This is a genomic window from Novosphingobium sp. 17-62-19, from assembly GCF_002256775.1.
Taxonomy (GTDB): Bacteria; Pseudomonadota; Alphaproteobacteria; order Sphingomonadales; family Sphingomonadaceae; genus Novosphingobium.
This window is the reverse complement of the sequence record NZ_NCII01000045.1, coordinates 1-23132: the sequence shown is the minus strand read 5'-3', so window position 1 is coordinate 23132 and position 23132 is coordinate 1. Positions and strand designations below refer to the sequence as shown.

Below are 23132 nucleotides of genomic sequence, written 5' to 3'. Positions count from 1 at the left end.
GTTCATCGTAAAATCTCAAAGTCCTGCACCAATCACGCCAAACTCTGAATCCGATTTTACCCGGTCAGGGAAGTCCTATTTTTCGAGGTGCCCTTAAATGTTAGCGAACAGGCAAGTCTCAGAAAATCTGCTGCTTCTCGTAGCCTCTCAGGCACCACATTTCTTTCGCACTCAAGCAAAGATGATGATTTGGTCGTTGGCGCTATTCGTGTGTTGGAAGGGCACGGAGCCAGGGTCTATGTCGATGAAATCGACCCGGAAATGCCCCCATACACGACGGAGGAAACGGCGGGGCTGTTAAAGAGCCGTATTCGCCAGACCAAGCGCTTTGTCCTTCTTGCAAGCAAGAACAGCAAGGACAGCCGTTGGGTGCCCTGGGAGTTGGGCGTGGCCGATGGGTATAAAGGGCTGACGAAGATCGCGCTGTTCCCGGCATCCGACAGCTCGCATGAGCAAGCGTGGGCATCGTGGGAGTATCTGGGATTATACCGCCGCATTGTCTGGGGGGATCTACAGGGTCATCAAAAGCGTGTCTGGATGGTTCTCGACGAGAAAAGGAACACAGCTACGGAGCTCAGCGAATGGCTGGCTGGCGAATGATGAGTTCCCACCCCGTTTAAGCAGTGGCTGGGGGCTGCCAAAATCGCTCCTCAACGACAGCCGGTTGCAGGGCCGGGCTTTCGAAGCGCTCCTCTCGGACGGAAACGTCAAGGTGGCGGTGAAATAACGCAACATAGTCCCGGTCTTCCGCTAGGTCGGGCGCTAGAGACCCAACTTGCGCCCCCACTTCAAGCGTCGCGCCGCCCGTGGAGATTACTGGTATCACTGCAGCCTCTGGTTGCAGGCGTCGAAACATTTCGTACTCTTGTACGATCCCACCCATGCCACCAATGAATACCGCTGCTTTGAACTTGTGTTCGGAAAACATGCGCTCGCGCATGGCAAGCAGGCTCTTCTCCCGATCCTTCTCAACCTCGTCTGTATAAATCACGTTATTGAATCGCTCGTTGTCCTCGGGAAATTCATCCTCGAAATGGCGAGACTGATAGAGCCGTACCCAATGTCCGTAATTTACTCCGATGTCTTGAGAGACCACCCAGATCATCGGTGTGATTGCGGGTTGTCCACCCCAAACAAGAAGTCTGCGACCAAGTGTGACGTGCACCAAAGCGGAAACTGCGGCCGTAATCGCGACAGTGTCGGCGGTCGCCGCATATTGTGGCCCTCGCTTCGGATCTGGCACACCTGCCGATAGGAAAATGGCCTCAGCCATGGTCAATTCTCCCATGCTGCGAGAGCCCATCCGGCTTCGGAAACCTTAATCGCGCGGACCGCGAGAATATGCTCTCCAAGCCATCGGAGGTGGGCATTCCATGCATCACGGATGCCGATATGATCGTAGACCAGTACCGGTATCTCCTGCTGTTCCGCTCGTCGCGCCTTATCGGCCACATCGTTCAAAATTTCGGCCGTGGGGATTCCAACAATCGGATATGCCCAAATCTTTTGACCATCCAGCAATCGCACAGCGACGGCTCGGTGTGCGCCGACGCCTTCCACCGATGCTCCAATTTTTTCCACGTCAGCGCGAAGCTTGCCGGTTATCGACATATATCGGGATGCGATGCTTCGGCTTCGTAGCCGTTCCACCTCAAGAACGATTGCATCGGCCGTTTTTGCTACTATCGGTCCATCCGCCCCCTCGAGTTCTTCTGGATCAAGATAAATGGTCTCTGCAAGATCAGTCAGTTTGTTCGGTGTATGTGCAGGCCAAATGACACGAAGAACTTGAATTTCCTTTGCGCGTGCTCTTCCTATTTCTTGTCGCGTCCATCGGCTATCAAAATAAGTTGGAGTGTCGAGCATAACCATAACATCAGAATCGACGAGCCTGTGCCAAAGCACATCTTGGAACGGATCGCCGGGCCTAATATCGTGTGTGTCCAGGAAAACGTCGAATCCGCGGGATGCGAGGAGATCGTGGAGTTGCAACGCAGCTGCTCGGGATTCAACGCGTCGATAGCTGACAAATACCCGTCGCTGTCGGCGGAGCAGGCCAACGCATTCCAGCATCGCCGATGCGAGTTCGGTCATCGCTGGATCGTCAGCGCGCCGCGTTAGCCCGTTGATGGGCTGGAGAAACTGGGGGATGTGAACATTGAAGTCTGCGCCGGCAGCGATCGTGGGAATGATGGGCGCGCTCGCTCGGATGAGTTCTTGGGCCGCCTCCAGATCTTGTTGGGCGTTTCCTCCGAAATACGCACATGCGAATGCTGCTGGTTTGTGTCGTCCACTCAGCGTGTCCGCATTATGCACAACTACATCGTCGCCCAACGTCAATCCGAAGTCGGAAACGATATCGGCGAGCGTCGCGGTTAGTGTTGCGCGATCCCCGGGCGTTACGGCGCCAAGTATGGCCAATTCATAGATACTCATTGATGTCAGCGACCGGCCGCCTTTGCTGCAGTTTCAATCCAAGCCGGCATGTTGACATAGCCGTTATCCCGAACCCAATCATACGCCCCGTATAGGTTCGAAAGCGGAACATCCCGGCCATTCTGCTTAATTGTAAAATAGCTGAGTGGGTTGGTCCCCTGACGATCAATCCCAAGTTGCGGATCTTTTACGCTATGGATGTCGATGGCCAAGAGGCCTTTTCCAAGCTCGTAGCTTCTCTTGATCTCGTGCCGGACCCATTCACGGTCATACGTCTCCGCGCCAAACAGCACCACAGTCACGGACGTACCTTTGAGCTGCTCCTCGATCCATTTTTCTATGCCGCCCGCTCGTTTCTTCGCCTCTTCGAACTCTGCCTTGTCATAGAAGGGCTGGGCTTCACCACCGGGCCGAACCACCCAGGAATTGCGGACTTGCACGACCCGTCGAACGTCACGGTCATAGTGAAAGCTAAAGAATACCCGACGTGCCACCACTTACCCCCTCGATCATCGTTCACTCATATCAAGGCGGGAGCCAAGTGTCAGCAGCCACGGTGAGTGGTTGGTGTCGAGTCGCAACGACACCCTTCGACATGACGAGGAAACCGCCCATTCCATCGAAATGCGTCGGTCAAACCGGCCATATTGCGCTACTTTCGAAATCGCATCTGTGCGGGCGAGGGAGATAGCCCGTGGTATCAATGATTCGGGCATTCTCTGGCATGCCCCATGTCCCACTTGGCTTCCCGATCCTGTTCGACGCCGACATGGCGATCATCGAGCCTGCCTTCGTCTGGCTCATGGAGCACGCCGAACTGAGCGGCCGCGCGCAGGCGTCTGAAACCGTCCGGACCTATGGCGAACATCTCCACGACTGGTTCGACTCGCTCGAACAATCGGGGATCGAATGGCGCGAGGCCGACGAGCGTGTCATCGCTGCTTATCGCAACCGAATGCTGGAGAATCCCAGCACGCATACCGGGCGGCCCTATGCGCGGACCACGATCAATGCGCGCGTCTCGACCGTCTGCCGCTTCTATGGTTGGGCGCTCGACCGGGGGCTGATCGACCATTGCCCGTTCCGGTTGACCGAGAAGATGACGCTGATGCTTGACGGTTCCTATCGCCCAGGCTTGCAGCGGCGCCAGGTCAACGAGCTGATCGTCTCGCGCCCCGAAAAGCTGCCACGGCCACTGCGCGCCGATGAACTGGCGCGGCTGTTTGCGCATCTGAGGCCCACCGCCCGACTAGCCGCGCAATGGGCGCTCGGGGCGGGTCTGCGCCGCAAGGAACTTTCAGCGCTCGCCGTCGAACAGATCCCGGATAGCTGGCCGCTCGACCTCGACCGCGATCCGCTAGTCGGCGTGCCGCTGCATATCACCAAGGGCGATCGGCCGAGGACGGTCTATCCGCCGCTTCGGCTGCTCGATCACACACACTGGTATATCGGCGAGGAACGCGCCCGGATCGTCCGCCGTATCCGCCGTTCCGACCGGCGCTATCGCGCGCCGTCCAATCTCCTGCTGAACGAGCATGGACGGGCGATGAGGCGCAAGCTCCTGACGGCGCAGCTTGCCGAAGCGTTTGCCGCTTCCGGGCTGCAGGGCACACTGCACTGGCTCCGGCACACCTTTGCGATGGCGATGCTGGCCCGTCTCCAGGTCCAGGCCCGCACCAATCCCGACCTCAACCCGCTCAAGGTCGTGCAGGTGCTGCTCGGCCACGCTTCGATCACGACGACCGCGATCTATCTGCGCTGTGTCGAACTGCACGAGCGCGACCTGAGCGAAAGCCTCGCCTATCTCTATGGCGAGCTGATCCCGGCCGATGGTTAGGAACCGCCTCGATCGGACGCTTCGGCTCGAACCGACGCCGACGGACCATCCGGCGGAGCTCGCCGAAATCCAGTTCCGCGACGAATGGGGCAGGATCGTTCAACGGTTTGACCCGGCGCTGCTCGGAATGCCGGACGACATCAGCGCAGCTATCTCGCGCGCCTTCCGCGATCATGATGTGGCGTCCAGCGCCGCCACCCGCACCTCACGCTGGTTCGCGCTCCGCGTGTTCGGCAGGTTCCTGTGCGAAGATGGGCGTGTCAGGCGCGCGGTCGATCTCGATACGGCGACGATCCGCCGGTTCATTACATGGCTGGCGAAGCCCACCAACGGGCGCAGGCGCGGCGTCCAGTCGCAATCCGGTCAGCTCGGTATGATCCGGCCGGTCCTTAAGCGCGCGATCGCGGACAATCCCGGCTTGTTCGCACCGGGCTTCGCCGTTCCCAACAATGCGATCCCGCTCGCCGGCGTCCAGCGGCTACCGCAAGACAGGCTGACGACCTCCGCAATGCGTGCCCTGCTGGCAGTCTGCTATGCCGAGATCGACACTGCCTGGGACAGGTTCCAGCACGGGCAAACCATCGTCGCTCTTCCGAACTTGCCGCTCCGTGGTGGCCGGACCGCCGAACGGGATCGCTGGATATGGAAGCTCCACCGCCTCGGCCACGGCGTCATGCCGCCCGCCCGAGGCTCGGACCTTAACAAGCCCGATCGGCAGCGGATCGCCGACGCAGGCGGGTTCCGTGAGCTGGAAAGCTATCTCCACCTCACGACCGACACGCTGGTTGCGTTCTATATCGTGCTGCTGATCCAGACGGCGGCAAATGCCGGTCCGCTACGCCAGATCAAGCGCGACTGCCTGGTGCCCCATCCGCTCGAGCGGCATCGCGTCATGGTAGAGTGGGTGAAACCCCGCGCCGGCGGTAAGGTGAAACGCATGCAACGGCGGTCATTCGACAATCGCCGGCCCTATGCGGCGCCTCGCCTGATAGAAAAGCTCCTTGCGATGACGGCGCCGTTGTTGCCGCATGTGGAACCGTCCAGGCGCGATCGGCTGTTCCTGCATCGCTTCCTCATGACGACTGGCCGCCTCGAGCGTGATCATCACGCCGGCCATATCGTGCAGGCCACGTTGCGATCGGCAATGTTGCGCTTCTACGAGCGCCAGAACGCTGCAATTGCCTCGTGGAACGAAGCGCATCCCGAAAAGCCTCGTGCGCTGCTTCCCAACTTCTCGCCCAAGCTGTTCCGCAGCAGCATGGCAAGCGCCCATTATACTGCATCGCAGGGCGACATCATGGCGGCCAAGGCGGTCCTTAATCATACGAGTGTCGCCACCACAGATATCTACGTCGACGGCGATGCCGTTCGCCGCCTCGAACGCGATACGATCGCCCGACTTCAGGCGCTGATGATCACATGGGTCCGCGGCGAGACAATCTCGGATCGCTCGCAACATAGAGGCGCGGATACCGGCGCGCCGGTGACGGCGCTGTTCGGCCACGACTGCCTTCGCCCGACTGACAGCGGACATGCCCATCCTGGTCGCGTGTGCCCGAAACTGGGAGGCTGCCTTGCCTGTCCGGGCCTGATCGTCCCGATCGACCCGGATCATCTCGCGCGGATCGTCCAGGCCACCTGGCATCTTGAAGCTGCGCGGGAGCGGATCGACCCGATCCGGTTCGGCCTCTTTTACGCGCCCAGCCTTCAGGTGCTGACGCAAGACCTGCTACCGGCATTCCCGCCCGAGATGATGCCAGACGCCGAACGGCTCATGTGCGCCCTGCCTTCGCTGCCGGATCTGGAATAGCCTCATGGCCTCCGTCCCGACATCCAGGTTCACCCAGGTTCCGGCTCCATTGCTCGGGAACGAAGGCGTGCCCGCCGCGATGACGTTCAACTGGGGGTTCGAAATGCCGGACGGAAGCCGGTTCAGCGACGATCAGTGGACGCCGCTCCGGCACGCGGCCGAACTGTTCCTGCTCTCGCTGCGGCACGATCCACCCGAAGGCCGGATGCCGCTCCGAAAGGAAACGATCCGCGGCCACTTCAGTCATATCCGCTTCCTTGCCCGATGGATGGCGGCGGAAAACGTCCGACGCTTCAGGGATCTCGATCAGGACACCGTGGGTCGCTTCGTGGCGATGCTGCGCGCGCGCCCGGGCAGGAACGGCGCGTTGCTCTCGCTCAGCACCGCCGAAGGCCATCTCGGCACGATCCGCACCTTCCATATGCAGCGCGACAAGCTGGACGACGCGCCGCCGACGGCACCGCCTCGCGCCGCCTCGGTCGGGAAGCGGCACTGGAAGCCTTATGGCGGTCATCCCTATACCCCTGACGAGATCGCCGTGCCGCTGATCAGCGGGGCAATCGAGTTGCTCGGCGATCCGGCGGACCAGATAATCGCCCTGCGCGACCGTCTCGCAGACCTGTATGAACGGCTCCGACCACGGCACCAGGGACGAATGCTCCACTGGCATATCAGACGCGCGATGCTGGCCGAGCCATGTCCCTGCGCCGATCGGTATCCGAATCCGGAATGGCCACTGCGCCGCCTGGCGTTCATGCTCGACCGGCTTGGCGATGCCTGCTTCACCGTCATCGCCTATCTTGTTGGCGCGCGCGCCTCCGAGATACTCAGGCTTGAAGAGGGCTGCCTCGAACGGCGCGCGACCGACGAAGACGGCGAGGAACACGTCTATCTGGTCGGCACGATCACGAAGACGTCGCTGACGGAACATGGCGACCTCCACCGTTGGCTCGCGCCCGAGCCGGTCCAGCGCGCAATCCACATACTCGAGCGTCTCTCCGCTCCGCTCCGCGAACTCAGCGGCGAGAAGAATCTCTGGCTCCACCAGCTCGGTCGGGGACGATCACCGCTCCCGACGATGATGCCCGTCGCCCGACTGCGGTCACCCATGGTCAATGTCCGCTTGAACGAGCGGCTTGCGCCGTTCCTCGCCTTGCCGGACCACCAAGGCGGCACCTGGCGCCTGACCACCTATCAGGGGCGCAAGACGTTCTCGCGGTTCATCGGGCGGCGCGACCGCACTGGCCTGACGGCGCTGCAACGCCATCTCGGGCATGTCCACCGCGCGATGACCGACCGGGCCTATGTCGGCACCGACTTCGAGCTTGCCGAGTTGATCGACGAGCAGGCCGCCGAAGAAACCCGCAAGGCGCTGGAAGACCTGCTCCTGGCTCCGCACGTTGCGGGGAAGGCGGGCGTCATGCTCTCCGAGCGATCGCCGTTCCGCGGGCGCACGGGATCGGGCGATGTCGATGCCTATATTACCGAAATCCTCGCCGAAACGGATATGCGCCTCGGCGTCTGCGACTGGGGCTATTGCCTTTACCGCCGGGAGACATCCGCTTGCCTCGGCGGCGAGCGCGAGCCGAACCCAGGGCTTCGCACGCAAAGCACCTGCTCAAGTTGCGCCAACTTCGCCGTGACTGACCGGCATAGGCCGGTCTGGGAGGCGCGCCTTGAACGTAACACCGTGCTGACCCAGCGCGATGACCTCGATGCCGAGAGCCGCGCGCTTGCCGAAGCACGCATCCAGGAATCTCTCCGCATCTTGGCCCAGCTCGACAAAGGAAATGCCGATGGCGTCCGAGACTGATCTGTCCACCCCACAGGCCCGTCGGCGGGCGAACACCGATGCACGCCTGCGCGAAGCCCTTGGCGTCCTCGCTAATAACGCGTCCACCGCGCCAACGGTCGCCGGGCTCGCACGAGCAGCCGGGGTCGGCCGCAACATCATCTATACCCACCATGCCGGCGTTCTCGACGCCCTGCGTGAGCTTCAGTCGCAGCGTGAGGCGGCCACTGAAACGGCCGCAGGCGAGGCTGATCGCACACGCTCTGCTCTTCGCGATGCGGAAGCCAGGAACATCGCCCTTGCGACACATAATGCCAGCCTGCTGAAGCGCGCTGTCGAAGCCGAGCAGCGGGCGGAACGGCTCGAACGCCGCAACGCGCAGCTCGTGCAGGAACTCGATCGGATGCGCCGGCCCGTTCCGATCCGCACCAACGCCGAAGCGCCCGATCCCTCTGCTGCCTGAAGGCGGTCACGCCCTAATCGGGCGTCATGCAAGGGGAGAGGGTGAAGGAACGACGGAAATGCGAGCTTTGCGAGGCCAATAAGACAGGTCGATCCAGACCTAATGTCCGCTCAAATGGAAGGTGGCGCCGCAGGACAAATGGACGGCGCAATGGGCACCCGCGATACGGTGCTGGGGAGAAGGCGGACGTGTCGTCAAACTGATCGGCTATGACTGTTCCAGTGCCGATCAGCGTCGCTACGCGCATGCCGAGGGATATGCCGACCCACGCTATGACTATCGGTATCCCCTTCGCGAACTGGGCTGGACCCGGGCGGATTGCATTGCACGCATTGAGCGTGCGGGCCTGCCTGTACCGCCCAAATCCTCCTGTTTCTTCTGTCCCGCGATGCGGCCGCACGAAGTGGATGCACTCTCTAAGGATGAACTTCGCACCATCATTCTGATGGAGGCTCGCGCAAAACCGCGCTTGCGCACGATCGATGGCCTGTGGCGCAAGCCCGTTGTCGGGCGAGGCGGGGCGACACCGAGACCGGGTAATATCACCGCCTATATCCGTCAGCACGGCCTTCTCTCGCCGAGCGAAGTTGATCGGATCGTGGCGGATGCACCGCTCGCGCTGGTCGCGTTCCAGGCGGCGCAAGCCTGCAAGCCCGTCGAGCAGCGCATGTCGATGGCGCGCTGGCTCGACGCATTCCACCGTGGTCAGTCCGCAGACTGACCCCCTTACTTGCTACGGAGACTCTCATGGCCGATCGCGCTTCTGTCGCGATCCGCATCGGCGGATCGCTGTCCCCTGACCTCCTTCCCGGCTTTTGCGCTGCCGTCGAGAGCGACGGCGCCTTCACGGATTGGGAGGGCACCGCGTTCGACCCGGACGATCTCGATCCGAGCGTTCCCCTGTACCTGGCCGACCATGAGGTTGCCTGGGGCCGGTTCGAAGCGATCGAGACTTTCTGTGTCGATCATGCCCTTGTCTTCGCCCGCTGGGCGGGCGGCGCTTCTGGGGCGTTCGGCCCGGAGCGGGTGGTCTTTGACGGCACGACCGTTCGGACTTTCAGCGCCTCGGACGATGACGAGATCCTAATCTCGGCGGAAACGGTGCGCCGTCTCGGCAGCTACGCGGCGGTGCTCTCGCATCTCGCGGTGGCGGAATTGGAGATACCCCCGTTCCGGATCGACGGCGCAGGCTGAGGACAAAGCGAAAACCGGTCTGTGACGACACCTCCCCGCCAGAGGATGCTGCATATGGGCGCCCGCGAGGCGCTGGCAACCCGCGAACGGCGGGCCGAGTTGCCGTGTGCCACGGCTGCCCGCACCACCCCTTGTTCGCGAGTTTCCCTCGGCTGTGCCTCGGTGCCAGCCCCTCTTTTGCGAGCGCCCGGAGGATGCGCATCCGGCGGAGAGGCCGCCGGCACAGACAGAAAGGCTCGCTATCATGTCCACATCGCTTGCAGCCGCGCTCGCGGCACTGGAGCTAGGGCACCTCGAACCCCGCGCTGAAGACCTGAGTGGCATGGCGCCGCCACCAACCGAGGCGCTGGAGGAGACCGTTACCGCAATCTGGAGCGATCTCTTCACAACGATGAGCAACACATCGATCGAGCGTGACATCGAAGATCTGGGCTGGGGCCTGGTGAACCTCTTCCACCGCGCCGCCGCCAAGAAACACGGGCTGGTCGACCGGTTGACCGACGACATTCGCTTGCTCCTCGCCGAACAGGACGGCTCCGAAATCAGCACGGCCAATCTGGAGGAAAAGATCGATCTCGCCAAGAAGGTCGAGGAATCCGCGGGTGCCTTCGAAATCATGCGCGATGTCGCCGCCGCGCACTATATCCGGGAAACCGGGAGATCGTGGGTGCCATCGTCCGGCAACCGCATTTCGCTCGGTGTCACCGCCGGGATCGTCGACGGCCATGCCTTCCTGCGGGCGCGCCGCGAGCGGGCTTTGAACGCCAACACCGCGCAGGGTACGCCCGTTGTGTTCGCCGGTGGCCGCCTCACCTTCGCCAACGACTTGGATATGAAGACGTTCGCCGACAACCTGCTGGCGACCCTCAACAAGGTTCGCGCCCATGTCGGCGACATGTATCTCGTACACGGCGGCGATATGAAGGGTATCGAACGGCTTGCAGCGTCCTGGGCCGAGCAGAATGGCATCCAGCAGGTGCGGTTCGGCCTCGATCGCAAGCTCGGAGATCGCGCTGGCTTCCGTCGCAACGAGCAGATGCTCTCGCTCAAGCCGAGATTCGTGATTGCCTTCCAGGGCAATGGCGTGACGGAGCGGCTTGTCATCGAAGCCAAGGCTCGGGGACTCCGGGTCGTTGATCGTCGCGGCCCATTGGGAAGCCCTCCTTCAGCTGCTCGTCGCGGTGCGGGCTGAAGCCGCGGGCCGCCGGTTTGCCGGCGGCCCTTTTTTGACTCTGCTTACGGTTGCCCATCGGAATTCCCGCCAGCGAGAGGGGAGGGTGCCGAGGCGTGTTTGGTTTGGCTGAATAGCGCCGGAATCCGTCGGCCGTGTCCGCAGCGCGGATCCATTTCAGTGTCCACCAGCCATCCGCGTTGCTCACGCCGCGCCGGCTGTCGCCTTGCCACAAATGAGAGAGAGATGATGATGCGCGATTTGCATGATGAGGAACTGCGCGCTCTGCTTGCATTCCGACAGCGCCATGGGCGCTGCTGGAAGGCCGCGTTGCTGTTGCGCTGGTCGGCCGGCACCGACGCCGATGAACCCGGTTCGGCGCATTTGCGCCATCTGCGCAATATCGGAGGACCGCGCTGGCTGCTCGGGCTATCGGCCGCCACGCTCGATGACGCTGCGCAGCGTTCTGCCGGGTGCGTCGATCCGGCGCTGATCGACGTTTTCATGGAGAATGCCACGGGCTTTGCCCGCGGCGCGTCGGCAAGCGTCGGGATCGCTCCGGCGAGCGCTGCGCATTCACTGGCCATCGCGATCGAACTTAGCCTCAAGGCCTATCTGATGAAGGCGGGCTATGCCGACGACTGGAACCGCGTCCATATTCGGCATGACCTTGAAAAGGCCTTGGCGCTTGCCGTGGCGACGGGCCTGTCGGGCTTCCCACCGGAATTTCCGCAGCTCGCGGCTATTCTTTCGCCTGCCTATGGCCGCCATCAAATCGATGCGATGTTCCGGGGCGGGGCTTCACCTTTCGATGTGACGGACGCCTCGGTGTGCGTCGACCATCTCCTTGCCGTAATCCGGGCGCAGATCGCGTAACCGGCGCTCCAATGGCAGCCTTGCGCGTTGGTCGAAGACGGGCTCACCGATCCCGTTGAGGCCGGGGGTGACCCTGCCGTAACACGGACGACAGGGCCATCACCTCCTTTCTCGTACCGGGCATCGCCGCTTCGCTGGGGACGGGTCAGAAATGGGAGAATGTGCCGTTCAGTGGTTATGAGGGCTCTGCGGGGCGTAGATTGTCGCAGCGGTGGGGCGTGGTTTCTGCACCGGTTCCTGGTGTCATCGAACCCAAGCGACCATCCCTTCTTTTTGACCTGATCCCTAAGTCGGTCGTTCGGTACCTCCAACCCGCTCCCCTTCGGGCCGAGTTGCCGTGTGCCACGGCTGCCCGCACCACCCCTTGTGTCGGGGTTCCCCTGCGCTGCTGACGCGCTCCGGTGGAAGCACCGCCCATGCCCGCCTTTTTCGGGGGTCAGTCGAAGGGACGGTCCCTTCGGCACCCAAAAAGGAACCTCGACATGCAGAACCTCGTCATCCTCGCCGGCAATGTCGGCGCCACGCCGGAAGCCCGCACCACCCAGGGCGGCACCAAGATCACCCACTTCAGCCTCGCGACCTCGCGGCCCAAGCGGGACAGCAACGGCAAGACCATCAAAGACGATAATGGCCGTCGGATCGAGGATACCGAATGGCACCGGATCACCTGCTTCAACGGCGTCGGCAAGACCGTCGAACAATATGTCGACAAGGGCATGAAGGTGATGGTGCGCGGTCGCATCCACTACACCCGCTGGACCGACAACGAGAATATCGAACGCTACGGTGTCGAGATCATCGCCGACGAGGTGACCTTCCTGACCCGCGCCAAGTCCGCGAGCGGCGGCCAGGGCGGCAACGACAGCTCGGTGGATGACGACGAAATTCCCTTCTGAGAGCCGCAAAGGCCCGGTGGCATCAGCCACCGGGCCTTTTTGCTGTTTTCGGCTTTAGGGCGGTTGAAAGAAATCCATATATCCAATAATATCGATATATGGATAATGATTCTGCTATCGATGCTCTTGGCGCACTGGCGCAAAGTACGCGGCTCGACGCCTTCCGGTTGCTGGTGCGGCATGAGCCCGCCGGCCTCGCCGCCGGGGACGTCGCCCGCCAGCTCGACATCCCCCAGAATACGATGTCCTCGCATCTCGCCGGACTTGCTCGCGCCGGTCTGGTCCGAGCCGAGCGCCACAGCCGCCATATCATCTACCGCGCCGATCTCGACCAGCTCAAGGCGCTCACCCTGTTCCTCGTCAAGGACTGCTGCGGGGGCAGGGCAGAGCTGTGCGAACCGCTGATCGCCGAGCTTATTCCCTGCTGCTGACGGAGCTTCTCCATGTCTGACCGCGTTTATAATGTCCTGTTTCTGTGCACCGGCAATTCCGCGCGCTCGATCCTCGCCGAGAGTGCATTGACGAAATTGGGAGAGGGCCGGTTTCGCGCTTTTTCCGCAGGCAGTTTTCCCAAGGGTGCGATCAATCCGGACGCGATCGCTCTCCTGGAACGGATCGAGTATCCGATCGCCGGTCTACGGTCGAAAAGCTGGGATGAATTCTCCGGCCCCGGTGCGCCCGCCATGGATTTCGTATTCACCGTTTGCGACGACGCGGCCGGCGAAACCTGTCCGATTTGGCCGGGTCATCCGATGACGGCGCATTGGGGCATTGAGGATCCGAGCCATGTCCAAGGCCCGACGATCGAGCGCGAACGGGCGTTCGTGACGGCGCTGCGCTATCTGGAAAATCGGATTAAGCTGTTCATCGCGCTGCCGTTCGATCGGCTCGACGCCTTGGCGTTGCGCGCCCATGTTCGGGAAATCGGCCAGGTCGAAGGCGCGAGCACTCGTCGCGGGGACGCTGCGTGATGCCGATCGACGTGATCATCTATCATAATCCCGATTGCGGAACGTCGCGCAACACGCTCGCGATGATCGAAAATGCCGGCATCGAGCCGCATGTCATCGAATATCTCAAGACGCCGCCGAACCGATCGCGGCTCGCCTCGCTGATCGGGCGCATGGGGATCACGCCCCGCGATTTGCTGCGCGAGAAGGGCACACCCTATCATGAGCTCGGCCTCGCCAATCCCGCGTTGAACGATGACGAGTTGCTGGACGCCATGATCGCCCACCCGATCCTGATCAACCGGCCTATCGTCGTCTCGCCGCTGGGCGTCAAATTGTGCCGACCGTCCGAGGCAGTGCTCGATCTGTTGCCGAGCCAACAGCGCGGCGCTTTCACCAAGGAGGACGGGCATCGGGTTATCGATGCCGCCGGCAAGAGGATCGAGGGATGAGCGCCGTTAGCGCGCCGACCAAACCGGCGATCAGCGGTTTCGAACGCTATCTGAGCCTTTGGGTGGCGCTATGCATCATCGTGGGTATCGCGCTCGGCTATGCGCTGCCGGGCCTCTTCGCCGCTATCGCCGCGGCCGAGATCGCCCGTGTCAATCTCGTCGTGGCGGCGTTGATCTGGCTGATGATCATTCCGATGCTGCTCAAGATCGACCTTGGGGCTTTGGGGTCGGTGCGCCAGCACTGGAAGGGGGTCGGCGTCACCCTATTCATCAACTGGGCGGTCAAACCCTTTTCGATGGCGTTGCTGGGCACGGTCTTCCTGGGGTGGCTGTTTCGTCCGCTGCTCCCTGCCGGCGAGGTCAGCTCTTATATCGCCGGGCTGATCCTGCTGGCCGCGGCGCCGTGCACGGCCATGGTCTTTGTCTGGTCCAACCTCTGCGAGGGCGAGCCGAGCTACACGCTGAGCCAGGTGGCGCTCAACGACATCATCATGGTTTTTGCCTTCGCACCGCTGGTCGGGCTGCTGCTCGGCGTCGCCTCGATCGCGGTGCCATGGGACACGCTGCTGATTTCGGTGCTGCTCTATATCGTGGTGCCGGTCATCGTCGCCCAGATCGCGCGTCGCGTGCTGCTGGCATTCGGCGGCGAGCCCGCGCTCGAGCGTTTACTCGCAACGCTTGGCCCCGTATCGCTGGTCGCCTTGCTGACGACTCTGGTGCTGCTGTTCGGATTTCAGGGCCAGGCGATCATTGCCCATCCGCTCGTCATCGCGCTGATCGCCGTGCCGATCCTGATCCAGGTCTATTTCAATGCGGGCCTCGCCTATTGGCTGAGCCGCCGGTTCGGCGTGGCTTGGTGCGTTGCCGCGCCTGCCGCGCTGATCGGCGCGTCCAATTTCTTCGAGCTCGCGGTTGCCGCTGCGATCAGCCTGTTCGGCCTCAACTCGGGCGCTGCGCTGGCGACGGTCGTCGGCGTGCTCGTCGAGGTGCCGGTGATGCTCTCGGTCGTGCATATCGTGAAGGCGACGCGGCCATGGTACGAGCAGCGGGCTACGACATGATCGCTACGCGCGTCGAACTTCACCAGCTGGCCGCGCTCGCGCAGATGCTGGCGGAAGCAGGACTGCCGGCGAGCGATATCGCAGCGACTGGCCGTCATTTCTACAGGTTCGACGATGAGGACGGTCTGATTGGCTATGGCGGCGTAGAAGGCGCTGGAGCCGATCGGTTGCTGCGCTCCTTTATCGTCGTGGAGGCGCGTCGCGGCGCGGGTCTGGGCAGCGCCATGCTGTCCACGCTCGAACGCGCGGCGACTGATGATGGCGCGACCTGCGTCTATCTGCTGACCACGACGGCTGAGTCCTTTTTCGGCCGCTTCGGATATGCCCCGATACCCCGCGCCTCCGCGCCGGCGGAGATCGCCGACAGCGCGGAGTTTCGCTCGCTTTGCCCTGCGAGCGCCGCCTTTCTTTTCAAACGGATTTGCTGATGTCCCGACTGCGTACACTTCCCGATCCCGATCTCATGCCGGCGCTCGATCGCGCGATGGTCCGGCATGATCTGGCGGCGGGTCTTGGTCCTCTCAATCCACCTCCGCGTATCCTGCTGCTCTATGGTTCGCTGCGCGCGCGTTCGTTCAGCCGACTTGCGGTGGAGGAGGCGGCCCGCCTGCTCATCCTGTTCGGCGCCGAGGTGCGCATATTCGATCCGAGCGATCTGCCCTTGCCCGATCAGGTCGAGGGTGACGATCATCCGGCGGTCCATGAGCTGCGCGAGCATGCGCTGTGGTCGGAAGCGATGGTGTGGTGCAGTCCCGAACGGCATGGCCAGATCACCGGCATCATGAAGGCGCAGATCGACCATCTGCCGCTGGAGTTCGGCGGCAAGCGCCCGACCCAGGGGCGGACCCTCGCGGTGATGCAGGTGTCCGGCGGCTCGCAGTCGTTCAACGCGGTCAACACATTGCGGCTACTCGGCCGCTGGATGCGGATGATCACTATCCCCAACCAGTCGAGTGTCGCCATGGCCTTCAAGGAATTCGGCGAGGACGGCCGGATGCGCGCGTCCAGCTATTATGACCGTATCGTCGATGTGACGGAGGAGCTCGTTCGCTTCACGATCCTCACGCGCGGCCATGCCGACCAGCTCGTCGATCGTTATTCCGAGCGCAAAGCAGCGATACTCAGGCGCGATGCGGACAAGGATCTCGCGACGCAGGCCGTCGGCTGACCCGAAGCGCGCTCTTACGGAACTGCCGTATTGAGCTGGTTCTGGAGGGTCGCGATGCTCTCGATGACGGCATCGAAGGCAGGCGCGTCGCCAAAGATCATCCCCGTCATGGCGCGATAGTCGCGCCGCAGATCATCGACCATGTCGCCTTCGGGGCATAGCGCGAAACTGCCTGGCACGGCGGTCCCCAGGTCGAAGGCCGGCCGGTTGAAGAACAGCCGGGCATGGGCGACGCAATCTCGGCCGCGCGCCGGATCAGCCAGCGCTCGTTTGCCGGCGTCGGACTGCAACAGCTCGTGAAGATCATAATAATGGCGCGAGACGCGCTGGCCATTGCCGCGCAGGACGCCGCGGATCTCGAACCAGCGTCGCAACCCGTGCAGGATAACCACCTTGTCCCAGAAGGTCCGTTCCGCGTCGACGATCGTCACATTGGCGACGGCCAGATCGATCCCCGGCACGTCGGCTTCGAGATAGGGCTTGATCGTGTGGAGCGCGTGGGGATCGAGCGCGGATTTGGCACCGGACTCGATCTTCACCGCCTTGCCGACATAGGCGTCGACCGGCGTGACCGTCGGGTAGCGCAGGGAAAGTGCCTGAGCGTCATGTGCGTCGGGTTCGACTCGCCACTGCGCGGCGGCTATCCCCATCCGCTCGGCTGCTTCGCCGACGATCGCGGCGAGCTGGCTCTGCAAAGGCCCCTGGATATGGGCCTCGCAGGCTTCGCGGATCGCGTCGAGCGCGGCTTCTCGCTTCTTGCCGCTCATTGCCTCGAGCTCGGCGATCGAGGCGGTCTGCCCCAGATCGTCGCGAAATACGGTGACGTCGATGTCTTCGGAAAAGCGGCGGATCAGGCCAAAGCCCTTCGATAGCGACGTACCGCCCTTGAACAGCAGCCTTGGACCTGGCGGGAGGCCGTTGAACAGCGCGTCGAGCGTCCAGCAAACCCAGAAATCCTTCTCGACATTCTGGGGCGTGGTGCCGATGCGCTGGGCGGTCGTGGTGAACACGCCGAGGCGTGTCGCATCGTCAACGTTGATGATGCGGTCATAGGCTGGGTTCATCATGACGTCGTGGTCTTCTCGAACAGCATCGGTTTGAAGAACGCCTGCATCCAAGCTGGGAGCGTGGAGAGGCCGTCGGCCAGATCGTCGCGCAGCACCTTGCCCTGGCCGGGATCGTTCAGCAGCGCCGCGAGGCGACGGCGGACCAGATCATCATCCTGCGGATCGCTGCCCATCGTGTCGTGCAGCCAGTGGAGCGCCTGGACGATCCGCATCGCCGGTCGTCCGGCCCAGAAGAGCTTGCTGGCTGCGGTCAGCCGGAAGCCGATCGTGAGCCGACCGAGCTGGATCGTCTTCAATCGTGCGTCGGTATGGACGACGATCTTGGCAGGCACCGCATTGGTGAGGCCGAGATCATTGGCGGCGGTCATCCCGTCGACCAGCACCCGGATCTGGTCGCGGCGGGTGATGGCGTCGATCACCTCACGCGGATCGGGCGGGTTGCTTTGCTGGGTCAGGCTGTTGCGGGCCGGCTTGTCATAGAGCCCCCGGTCGATCCGCCTCAGCGCGTCCGTTTTCGTCAGACGTTGCAGCGTCTTGTCGACAGCGTCACGGCTGCCGAGGTCGAGAAAATCGGCCGGGGTCCATACCGCCTTGGGCGCGCGCGCGTCGATCCGTTGCAGGATCGCGGCTTTGAGATCGGGAACAGCGTCGGCCATGTCCGAAATCCGTACACAAACTTCGGACAAAAGTAAATGTGACTGGTCCGAAATATGTAGGCAGATTTCGGACATATGCGGCGCGGTGGGATGCCGCTATTTCGCCCTTCGCGTCACCTCAACCACAGTGGCCCGCAGCATAGCGGTTCCACCGCAGCACCGTGCCGGTGGCAATCATGGCGCAGCTGATATCGCCGATCACCGGCGCCGCGCACCAGGCGCCGGTGCGATCGCCCTTCGCATTGCCGTTCGATCGGCACTGGAGCCTTGGGCCAGTGACAAGAATATGGCCGGTGCCGGCACGTCCTCTGGCGCCGCCGAGCAACTGCACCAGCGCGTCGCGCGCGGCGATGCCGCTGGCGCGTGGGCAGGGGTGTCCCTTGCGGCACGAGCCGTCGATCTCCCGCGCCGCTATGCCGGCAAGCCGGATGCGCGGTCCCTCGCGACACCAGACCGGGCCATCGCCGTCCCACACCCTGACGGGCGTGCAGATGAATGCTTGGCCGCTGGGTACGACCGCAACAGCCAGCAGAAATATAGCGAGCATCAGCGCTCAACCGGGGCGGTAGCGTGGGTCATGCGTCAGGAAAGAGCGGCAATGTATCGGACCGTGCCGCGGCCTCATCGGCGAGGATATCATAGCAGCGCAAACGCATAGCGAGGTGTCGCGCCAATTCGGCCGTCGCACGGCGACGCGCAACGGCGTCGCCGTATCGGATATTGGTCACGAGGGCCGGTTCGGCCGTTGCGAGGGACACCTCGAGATGGAGGGCCAGGCTATCTTCATCGACTCGGAGCATGGCCGTAGAATAGAACAAACAAAGAACAATCATCAAGCATCTCGTGCGCATCTTTTCTCGCGATGCGCGATAGGCGTCGCTTATGCGCCCAAAGACCGCAGCGGGGCTGGTGGAACCACGGTCTCGATCAAACCAGTCGCCACATCATAGACCAGCCCCGTGACCATGAAAGTGGCCGGCAGTTTGGGATTGGCCTTGAGCGCGGCGACGTCGATCGCGACGGCGGCGTAGGGGTCCGTGATCGCAAGCGCGTCCAGCGCCTCGAGCGCGACACCCATATAGGGCGCAAGAAGTTCGGGCGCATGATGGTAGCAGCCCTTGATCCCGCAATCGGTGTGATGAAGCACGATCAACGTCCAGCCTTCGCCGATTTCCTGTCCGGCGGCGTGCGACACGGTACGCAGGATCGTCAGGGTTTCGAGCAGGGCCGGGTTGATACGGCCGCCGACATTGCGGATGACCACCGCCTCGCCTGGCTCGAGGCCGAGCACGTCCATCGGATCGACGCGGGGGTCGACGCAGCCGATAATCATCGTCTTCCTGGACGGAATAATCTTAAGGTCGGGCGTAAAACCGTGCGCGGCAAAGTCGACATTGCGAGCGGCGATGGTTTCGAGAAAATCCATGATCCTATCCTTCAAATGAGAGTAGCAGGAGCGTCACGCGGCCTTTGGCTGGGCCGCATTCCGGGCCACGGGCAGCCGGGTCGACATCATCGCCTGCACGGCTTTGGGGTTGGCCGTGAACGCTTCATGGATCGTGTGGGTCTGGGCACCGGCGACGACTTCGTCACTGCTACCGGCCTCAAGCGCATCGAGGGCGTCGCTGACCACCTCATTGGGCGTCATGCGCGGCTCGGGCAGTTTGGCGCCCATCGCCGTATCCGTCTGGACGGCCAGCACGCCGATCACCTGCGTGCCCTGTGCGCCCAGTTCGGCGCGGATGCTGCGGGTGAGTGACAGCGCGGCGGCTTTTGATGCGGCATAAGTGCCGGCCACGGGCAAGCTGACCAGAGCCAGCATCGAAAGCATATTGATGGTCGCACCACCTCCCGATGCGGCGAGCGCTGGAGCGAAAGCGCGGGTCATCGCCAGCGTGCCGAAATAATTGACGTCCATCTCGCGGCGGGCGTCGTCGATATCCGGTGCGGCGATCGCGCCCTCGAACGCGGCATAGCCGGCGTTATTAATGAGCAGCGTCACATCGCTGGCGACGCCGGCGGCCGCCGCGACCTGATCGGGATCGGTGACATCGAGGGGAAGCGGCACCAAGCGGCGGTCACCGCCCTGCAGGAGGTCGCGCAGCGACGCCGTGTCGCGTGCGGCAACATAGATTTTCGCGGCGCCGCGCTTCAGCAACTCGGCGACGAACGCGCGGCCGATGCCGCCATTGGCGCCCGTGACGAGGGCGATCGAACCGTTGATCTGCATGTGACTATCCTTCCATCTCTGCCGGCCCGAGGTTGGACCGTTTCGGCGAAGGCAGTGCAGCGACACTGCGCTTCGGATCCGATGCCGCTGAAGTGGCGGATGTTTGGTTCAGTCGGTAGCCGTTCAAATCGGCTATGACCTATGCTAAGCCAGCATCAATATGAAAGATATCCTGACCCTGCGGCTCTACACCCGTGTTGCCCGGCTGGGCAGCTTCTCGGCGGTGGCCCGGGAGAACGGTCTTGCCCAATCGCAGGTCTCGCGCATGATCGCCGAACTGGAGGCGGGGCTGGGGACGCGCCTATTATCGCGCACGACCCGCGCCGTCGTGCCGACCGAAGCGGGTCAGGAATATCTGGTTCGGATCGAACCGATCCTGGCGGCGCTGGAGGATGCCGAGAACAGTATCCGCGAAACCGGCGAACTGCGCGGGCTGTTGCGCATCGGGATGCCCTCGACCATGGGCATCCGCGTCGTCATGCCACGATTGTCGGGGTTCGCCGAACGGCACCCACAACTCCAGATCGACCTGCTCCTCGACGACAGCTGGCAGGATATGGTCCGCGAAGCCGTCGATGTCGGCATCCGTGTCGGCAATCTGCCCGAAGGGTCGGGAACCGCCAAGCTGATCGGGCAGATGCGGCGGATGATCGTCGCCGCGCCGGCCTATCTTGCAAAATACGGCACACCGCAGGTGCCTGGCGCGCTCGGCGCGCACCGGATTGTCGGTGGCCCGGCCTCGACCCAATCGTCTTCCTGGCGGTTCGAGAAAGATGGTGAAACGGTAGTGGTCGATGTTCGTGCGCATGTGTCCACGAATGATACTGCTGGCGCGCTGGCGGCGGCAGCAGGCGGCCTCGGTATCACCTCGACCACCTCCTGGGCATGTAGATTTGAGCTGGAGCGAGGTGCGCTGGTGCAGATCTTCCCCGATTGGGAGACCGCAGCGCTGCCGGTTCATGCTTATTATCCAATGGGACGGGCGACCCGCATCGCCGCGCGGGCGTTCGTCGACTTTCTCAGCGCTGATCTGGTGCGCGATCCTCCTGCCTGAAGCAAGGTCGCGTCTAGTCTACGCCGCCTGATTCCCACGCATTGTCCGGCACGCTATAACGCAAGCATAGGCATGGCCGCGCTGCTATGGTAATCTCAGCCATCACTCGATTGCATCCGCAGGCGTCCCGTGACCGGGGGACGACCGTGCCTCCGCCTATAAGTGGAAGGCGCGTGATGATATTGAGCGATTCTTGCCCATTTGTGATGGGCTGACCGGAATGTCCACGACACTTCCCGTGCGAAACCTCGAAGAGGCCAATCTGCTGGCCCAGGCGATCGTCAATACGATCCCCGAGCCGTTTCTTGTCCTCGATGCTGATCTCCGCGTTCTCGAGGCCAGTCGCTCCTTCTATGAAATCTTCAAGGTCGAGCCGGCACAGACTCAAGGCTGCCTGCTCTATGCGCTCGGCCATGGGCAGTGGGATATTCCCGCGCTACGGCTGTTGCTCGAGACCATCCTGCCCGAGCGGGTCGCAATGGACGGGTTCGAGGTCGATCATGATTTCCCGGCGATCGGCCACCGCATCATGCTGCTTAATGCCCGCAAGGTCCTGTACGACGAGAGCGACACAATGGCGATCCTGCTTGCCTTTCGTGACGTGACGGAACGGCGCGCGATCGAGCACGAGAAGGAAGCCCTGCTTGAGCGCTCTGAAGAACTGCGGCGGCAGAACGAGATACTCCTGCAGGAGATGAAGCACCGTGTCGCCAACAGCCTGCAGATCATCGCCAGTATTTTGATGCTTAAAGCAAGGGCCGTTTCCTCTGACGAGACACGTTTCCATCTTCAGGATGCTCATCAACGCGTGATGTCGGTCGCCGCTGTCCAGCAGCATCTCGACATGACCGACGGCATCGATCAGATCGAGGTCGGCAACTATCTCGAAAAGCTCTGCGCCGGTCTCGGGGCGTCGATGATCGGCGACAACCAGCCGGTCGCCATCAAGGTCATATCGGACGCGGGCATGATCCCGTCAGCCAAGGCTGTCAGCCTGGGATTGATTGTCACCGAGCTCGTGATCAACGCGCTTAAATATGCTTTTCCCGAGCAACGCCGCGAAGCTGCGATCGATGTGCGCTACGCGATCGACCGGGACGACTGGATGCTGATCGTGTCAGACAATGGCGTCGGCAAGGCCGCCGACACACCGCCCAGAATCGATGGCGGCCTCGGCACCACGATCGTGGCGGCGCTCGCCAAGCAATTGGATGCCACAGTCACGATGATGACTGGCCCGGCAGGATTCACCGTTACCGTCGCACGGGCCGTGGCGGCTGCACCGCTGCTAGAAGCAGCTTGAACCGGCAAAGCCTGTCCCCCTTTGCGAGATTTACCCAGCGGGTGCGGATAGTTTGCAGCCTGGCTGCGTTGAGCAATTCTATCGTATAGGTGCGGAGCGTTCCGTTCGAACACCAACAAGGCACCACCGATTTTGACTGACTCAGTTTTGATATTGGTGGTGGAGGACGAGACATTGATCGAGGAGGTCGTTGTCTCGGGCCTGGAAGATGCCGGCTATGCCGTGGCGACTGCTCAAAGCGCCGAGGATGCCATCACTTTATTAGAGAAAGCGGACTCGGTCGTCCGGGCGGTCGTCACCGACGTAAATCTTGTACCGAATAAGCTGACCGGTTGGGATGTCGCACGACGCGCTCGCGAACTGACAGCGGATATTCCAATCGTCTATATGTCGGGCGCGAGCGGTCATGACTGGACCTCGCATGGCGTCCCCAACAGCGTGCTGATCGCCAAGCCCTTCGCGATCGGCCAGATTGTCACGGCGGTTTCGCAGTTGCTCAATGCCGGCGGCTCGACTGTCGGCGAATAAGGCAGTTCGCAAGGATCAACGCAAATATGCCGGTCAGGCGCGATCAGCCATAGAGCCGGTCATCCCACCAGATTGGTTCGGGCAGATCGAAGGGTCGTGTCCCGGTACGTGGTGTAGGTTCTGCCGGTAGCGAAGCTGACCGGACACGCGCTAATCGATAAAGCGCTGTAGTGTCCGGTCAGTTTCGC

Annotated in this window: 27 protein-coding genes; 19 read left to right on the top strand and 8 right to left on the bottom strand. The window is 62.5% G+C overall.

The genetic code is table 11. The features are described 5' to 3' along the window. Nucleotides 1-87: 87 nt before the first annotated feature. Nucleotides 88-600 (top strand): toll/interleukin-1 receptor domain-containing protein, encoded by a 513-nt coding sequence (locus B7X90_RS09970; protein WP_292624077.1) that lies wholly within the window; start codon nt 88-90, stop codon nt 598-600. 16 nt (nt 601-616) lie between these two features. Here B7X90_RS09970 and B7X90_RS09965 read toward each other — a convergent pair whose 3' ends face one another. The 3 genes from B7X90_RS09965 to B7X90_RS09955 are packed head-to-tail and all read right to left on the bottom strand — an operon-like array spanning nt 617 to nt 2930. Next, nucleotides 617-1273 (bottom strand): hypothetical protein, encoded by a 657-nt coding sequence (locus B7X90_RS09965; RefSeq protein WP_038575783.1) that lies wholly within the window; start codon nt 1271-1273, stop codon nt 617-619. Between the two features lie 2 nt (nt 1274-1275). Beyond that, complete coding sequence (locus B7X90_RS09960; protein ID WP_292624075.1) at nt 1276-2436, bottom strand: toll/interleukin-1 receptor domain-containing protein; 1161 nt, start codon at nt 2434-2436, stop codon at nt 1276-1278. Nucleotides 2437-2441: 5 nt separating this feature from the next. Then, nucleotides 2442-2930 (bottom strand): TIR domain-containing protein, encoded by a 489-nt coding sequence (locus B7X90_RS09955; protein WP_038577284.1) that lies wholly within the window; start codon nt 2928-2930, stop codon nt 2442-2444. Nucleotides 2931-3160: 230 nt separating this feature from the next. Between B7X90_RS09955 and B7X90_RS09950 the strand changes: the two genes are divergently transcribed. The 15 genes from B7X90_RS09950 to arsH all read left to right on the top strand — a co-directional run bounded on the left by B7X90_RS09950 (nt 3161) and on the right by arsH (nt 16106). After that, the gene (locus B7X90_RS09950) at nt 3161-4273 is read left to right on the top strand and encodes a tyrosine-type recombinase/integrase (protein ID WP_292624072.1); all 1113 of its coding nucleotides are present in this window, start codon (nt 3161-3163) and stop codon (nt 4271-4273) included. Continuing rightward, nucleotides 4266-6083: a site-specific integrase gene (locus B7X90_RS09945; protein ID WP_292624071.1), complete on the top strand. Its 1818-nt coding sequence runs from the start codon at nt 4266-4268 to the stop codon at nt 6081-6083. Before B7X90_RS09950 ends, B7X90_RS09945 begins: the two co-directional genes overlap by 8 nt. A gap of 4 nt (nt 6084-6087) precedes the next feature. Beyond that, nucleotides 6088-7896 (top strand): integrase, encoded by a 1809-nt coding sequence (locus B7X90_RS09940; RefSeq protein ID WP_292624069.1) that lies wholly within the window; start codon nt 6088-6090, stop codon nt 7894-7896. Next, nucleotides 7880-8338: a hypothetical protein gene (locus tag B7X90_RS09935; RefSeq protein ID WP_292624067.1), complete on the top strand. Its 459-nt coding sequence runs from the start codon at nt 7880-7882 to the stop codon at nt 8336-8338. The genes B7X90_RS09940 and B7X90_RS09935 overlap by 17 nt, the downstream gene beginning before the upstream one ends. A 121-nt stretch (nt 8339-8459) precedes the next feature. Continuing rightward, entirely contained in the window at nt 8460-9059 is a 600-nt protein-coding gene (locus B7X90_RS09930) for a hypothetical protein (RefSeq protein ID WP_292624065.1), read from the top strand. A 26-nt stretch (nt 9060-9085) separates the two neighbouring features. Further along, complete coding sequence (locus B7X90_RS09925) at nt 9086-9532, top strand: hypothetical protein (protein ID WP_292624063.1); 447 nt, start codon at nt 9086-9088, stop codon at nt 9530-9532. A gap of 244 nt (nt 9533-9776) precedes the next feature. Then, nucleotides 9777-10724 (top strand): DUF2493 domain-containing protein, encoded by a 948-nt coding sequence (locus B7X90_RS09920; protein ID WP_292624061.1) that lies wholly within the window; start codon nt 9777-9779, stop codon nt 10722-10724. A gap of 231 nt (nt 10725-10955) precedes the next feature. Further along, nucleotides 10956-11579 (top strand): hypothetical protein, encoded by a 624-nt coding sequence (locus B7X90_RS09915; RefSeq protein WP_292624059.1) that lies wholly within the window; start codon nt 10956-10958, stop codon nt 11577-11579. Between the two features lie 482 nt (nt 11580-12061). Then, nucleotides 12062-12475: a single-stranded DNA-binding protein gene (locus tag B7X90_RS09910; RefSeq protein ID WP_024020060.1), complete on the top strand. Its 414-nt coding sequence runs from the start codon at nt 12062-12064 to the stop codon at nt 12473-12475. A 98-nt stretch (nt 12476-12573) separates the two neighbouring features. Then, the gene (locus B7X90_RS09905; RefSeq protein ID WP_024020061.1) at nt 12574-12906 is read left to right on the top strand and encodes a metalloregulator ArsR/SmtB family transcription factor; all 333 of its coding nucleotides are present in this window, start codon (nt 12574-12576) and stop codon (nt 12904-12906) included. Between the two features lie 12 nt (nt 12907-12918). Continuing rightward, the gene (locus B7X90_RS09900) at nt 12919-13446 is read left to right on the top strand and encodes an arsenate reductase ArsC (protein WP_292624054.1); all 528 of its coding nucleotides are present in this window, start codon (nt 12919-12921) and stop codon (nt 13444-13446) included. Then, entirely contained in the window at nt 13446-13877 is a 432-nt protein-coding gene (gene arsC, locus B7X90_RS09895; RefSeq protein ID WP_292624052.1) for an arsenate reductase (glutaredoxin), read from the top strand. The genes B7X90_RS09900 and arsC overlap by 1 nt, the downstream gene beginning before the upstream one ends. After that, nucleotides 13874-14938: an ACR3 family arsenite efflux transporter gene (gene arsB, locus B7X90_RS09890; RefSeq protein ID WP_292624050.1), complete on the top strand. Its 1065-nt coding sequence runs from the start codon at nt 13874-13876 to the stop codon at nt 14936-14938. The genes arsC and arsB overlap by 4 nt, the downstream gene beginning before the upstream one ends. Continuing rightward, nucleotides 14935-15366: an arsenic resistance N-acetyltransferase ArsN2 gene (gene arsN2 / locus B7X90_RS09885; RefSeq protein WP_292624048.1), complete on the top strand. Its 432-nt coding sequence runs from the start codon at nt 14935-14937 to the stop codon at nt 15364-15366. The genes arsB and arsN2 overlap by 4 nt, the downstream gene beginning before the upstream one ends. Next, nucleotides 15366-16106, top strand: coding sequence for an arsenical resistance protein ArsH (gene arsH, locus B7X90_RS09880; RefSeq protein ID WP_292624047.1), 741 nt, complete (start codon nt 15366-15368; stop codon nt 16104-16106). The genes arsN2 and arsH overlap by 1 nt, the downstream gene beginning before the upstream one ends. 14 nt (nt 16107-16120) lie before the next feature. Here arsH and B7X90_RS09875 read toward each other — a convergent pair whose 3' ends face one another. The 5 genes from B7X90_RS09875 to B7X90_RS09855 form a co-directional block, all read right to left on the bottom strand. Continuing rightward, nucleotides 16121-17173, bottom strand: coding sequence for a nucleotidyl transferase AbiEii/AbiGii toxin family protein (locus B7X90_RS09875; RefSeq protein ID WP_292624046.1), 1053 nt, complete (start codon nt 17171-17173; stop codon nt 16121-16123). After that, nucleotides 17170-17829, bottom strand: coding sequence for a DUF6088 family protein (locus B7X90_RS09870; protein WP_292624044.1), 660 nt, complete (start codon nt 17827-17829; stop codon nt 17170-17172). Before B7X90_RS09870 ends, B7X90_RS09875 begins: the two co-directional genes overlap by 4 nt. Nucleotides 17830-17947: 118 nt before the next feature. After that, nucleotides 17948-18376 (bottom strand): hypothetical protein, encoded by a 429-nt coding sequence (locus tag B7X90_RS09865; RefSeq protein WP_292624043.1) that lies wholly within the window; start codon nt 18374-18376, stop codon nt 17948-17950. 333 nt (nt 18377-18709) lie between these two features. After that, a complete protein-coding gene (locus tag B7X90_RS09860; RefSeq protein WP_292624042.1) occupies nt 18710-19255 on the bottom strand; it encodes a carbonic anhydrase in 546 nt (181 codons plus the stop codon). Between the two features lie 33 nt (nt 19256-19288). Next, on the bottom strand, nt 19289-20059 hold the full coding sequence (locus B7X90_RS09855; RefSeq protein WP_292624040.1) for an SDR family NAD(P)-dependent oxidoreductase: 771 nt from the start codon (nt 20057-20059) through the stop codon (nt 19289-19291). Nucleotides 20060-20219: 160 nt separating this feature from the next. Here B7X90_RS09855 and B7X90_RS09850 point away from each other — a divergent pair, with 160 nt between their 5' ends. From B7X90_RS09850 to B7X90_RS09840, 3 genes are all read left to right on the top strand, one after another. After that, entirely contained in the window at nt 20220-21113 is an 894-nt protein-coding gene (locus tag B7X90_RS09850) for a LysR family transcriptional regulator (RefSeq protein ID WP_292624039.1), read from the top strand. 220 nt (nt 21114-21333) lie between these two features. Then, nucleotides 21334-22416, top strand: a complete 1083-nt coding sequence (locus B7X90_RS09845; protein ID WP_292624037.1) for a histidine kinase dimerization/phosphoacceptor domain -containing protein — start codon at nt 21334-21336, stop codon at nt 22414-22416. Nucleotides 22417-22548: 132 nt separating this feature from the next. Beyond that, nucleotides 22549-22944: a response regulator gene (locus tag B7X90_RS09840; protein WP_292624035.1), complete on the top strand. Its 396-nt coding sequence runs from the start codon at nt 22549-22551 to the stop codon at nt 22942-22944. The last annotated feature ends 188 nt before the right edge of the window (nt 22945-23132 follow it).

Bases quoted from the DNA above. Each gene is read 5' to 3' on its own strand.
- B7X90_RS09860 (WP_292624042.1), bottom strand. From the start codon at position 19,255: ATGGATTTTCTCGAAACCATCGCCGCTCGCAATGTCGACTTTGCCGCG.
- B7X90_RS09875 (WP_292624046.1), bottom strand. From the start codon at position 17,173: ATGATGAACCCAGCCTATGACCGCATCATCAACGTTGACGATGCGACA.
- B7X90_RS09965 (WP_038575783.1), bottom strand. From the start codon at position 1,273: ATGGCTGAGGCCATTTTCCTATCGGCAGGTGTGCCAGATCCGAAGCGA.
- B7X90_RS09925 (WP_292624063.1), top strand. From the start codon at position 9,086: ATGGCCGATCGCGCTTCTGTCGCGATCCGCATCGGCGGATCGCTGTCC.
- B7X90_RS09920 (WP_292624061.1), top strand. From the start codon at position 9,777: ATGTCCACATCGCTTGCAGCCGCGCTCGCGGCACTGGAGCTAGGGCAC.
- arsC (WP_292624052.1), top strand. From the start codon at position 13,446: ATGCCGATCGACGTGATCATCTATCATAATCCCGATTGCGGAACGTCG.
- B7X90_RS09845 (WP_292624037.1), top strand. From the start codon at position 21,334: ATGTCCACGACACTTCCCGTGCGAAACCTCGAAGAGGCCAATCTGCTG.
- B7X90_RS09850 (WP_292624039.1), top strand. From the start codon at position 20,220: ATGAAAGATATCCTGACCCTGCGGCTCTACACCCGTGTTGCCCGGCTG.
- B7X90_RS09935 (WP_292624067.1), top strand. From the start codon at position 7,880: ATGGCGTCCGAGACTGATCTGTCCACCCCACAGGCCCGTCGGCGGGCG.
- B7X90_RS09940 (WP_292624069.1), top strand. From the start codon at position 6,088: ATGGCCTCCGTCCCGACATCCAGGTTCACCCAGGTTCCGGCTCCATTG.
- B7X90_RS09905 (WP_024020061.1), top strand. From the start codon at position 12,574: ATGGATAATGATTCTGCTATCGATGCTCTTGGCGCACTGGCGCAAAGT.
- B7X90_RS09945 (WP_292624071.1), top strand. From the start codon at position 4,266: ATGGTTAGGAACCGCCTCGATCGGACGCTTCGGCTCGAACCGACGCCG.
- B7X90_RS09865 (WP_292624043.1), bottom strand. From the start codon at position 18,376: ATGCTCGCTATATTTCTGCTGGCTGTTGCGGTCGTACCCAGCGGCCAA.
- B7X90_RS09900 (WP_292624054.1), top strand. From the start codon at position 12,919: ATGTCTGACCGCGTTTATAATGTCCTGTTTCTGTGCACCGGCAATTCC.
- arsB (WP_292624050.1), top strand. From the start codon at position 13,874: ATGAGCGCCGTTAGCGCGCCGACCAAACCGGCGATCAGCGGTTTCGAA.
- B7X90_RS09910 (WP_024020060.1), top strand. From the start codon at position 12,062: ATGCAGAACCTCGTCATCCTCGCCGGCAATGTCGGCGCCACGCCGGAA.
- B7X90_RS09870 (WP_292624044.1), bottom strand. From the start codon at position 17,829: ATGGCCGACGCTGTTCCCGATCTCAAAGCCGCGATCCTGCAACGGATC.
- B7X90_RS09950 (WP_292624072.1), top strand. From the start codon at position 3,161: ATGCCCCATGTCCCACTTGGCTTCCCGATCCTGTTCGACGCCGACATG.
- arsH (WP_292624047.1), top strand. From the start codon at position 15,366: ATGTCCCGACTGCGTACACTTCCCGATCCCGATCTCATGCCGGCGCTC.
- B7X90_RS09855 (WP_292624040.1), bottom strand. From the start codon at position 20,059: ATGCAGATCAACGGTTCGATCGCCCTCGTCACGGGCGCCAATGGCGGC.
- arsN2 (WP_292624048.1), top strand. From the start codon at position 14,935: ATGATCGCTACGCGCGTCGAACTTCACCAGCTGGCCGCGCTCGCGCAG.
- B7X90_RS09915 (WP_292624059.1), top strand. From the start codon at position 10,956: ATGCGCGATTTGCATGATGAGGAACTGCGCGCTCTGCTTGCATTCCGA.
- B7X90_RS09960 (WP_292624075.1), bottom strand. From the start codon at position 2,436: ATGAGTATCTATGAATTGGCCATACTTGGCGCCGTAACGCCCGGGGAT.